Annotated in this window: 1 pseudogene and 1 other annotated feature; the pseudogene reads left to right on the top strand. The window is 57.7% G+C overall.

Annotated features, from left to right (window positions below):
* Positions 1–87 precede the first annotated feature (87 nt).
* Positions 88–885: pseudogene (locus tag K7H22_RS19975) on the top strand (IS3 family transposase); the annotation flags it as partial.
* Positions 358–469 (top strand) — a sequence feature (AL1L pseudoknot). (Overlaps the previous pseudogene by 112 nt.)

The raw sequence follows: 885 nt of genomic DNA on the forward strand, positions 1-885 counted from the left end.
CCATCAACTTAAGTAAGGATGATGGTTATGACAAAAAGCAAAATGGCAAATCGCTAATCGCCTGAGGTCCGCGCACGTGCGGTCCGGATGGTGTTTGAGCATCAAGGTTCATACGAAACGCAGGCGGGCGCGATTGCGGCCATTGCACCCAAGATCGGCTGTATTCCCCAGACTTTGAGCGGATGGGTCAAGCAGGCCGAGAAGGACAGCGGCATGCGCGACGGCGTGACAACCGAAGAACGTGAGCGCATCAAGACGCTGGAACGGGAAAACCGTGAGCTGCGCCAGGCGAATGAAATTCTCCGCAAGGCGTCAGCTTATTTTGCGCCCGCTCTCATCGCCGCAAGCGGCGACTGCCGCGCAGCGGGACGGAACTCGACCGCCCACTCAAGCGATGATCGGCTTCATTAACGATCAAAGGGCTGTTTACGGTGTCGAGTCGATCTGCAGGGTGTTGCCGATCGCGCCGTCAACTTACTATCACCGTCTGGCATGCCTCGCTGATCCGTCTAAAGCTTCGGCACGGCATCAGCGGGATACGGAGCTGCGCCCGGAAATCAAGCGTGTCTGGGATGAGAATTATCAGGTCTACGGGGTGCGCAAGGCATGGCATCAGCTCAAGCGCGAGGGCTTTGAACTCGCGCGTTGCACCGTGGAGCGCCTGATGAAACAGATCGGCATTCGAGGTGCTGTGCGCGGAAAGGTGGTCAGGACGACTGTTCCTGACACGTCAGCCCCTTGTCCGCGTGACAAGGTGAACCGCGTGTTCCGGGCACCAGCGCCGAACCTGTTGTGGGTCAGCGATTTTACATACGTGTCGACATGGAAGGGCTTTGTCTATGTGGCCTTCGTCATCGACACATTCGCTGATCGCATCGTGGGATG

Source organism: Seohaeicola saemankumensis (genome assembly GCF_021021435.1).
In the GTDB taxonomy this organism is placed as follows: domain Bacteria; phylum Pseudomonadota; class Alphaproteobacteria; order Rhodobacterales; family Rhodobacteraceae; genus Seohaeicola.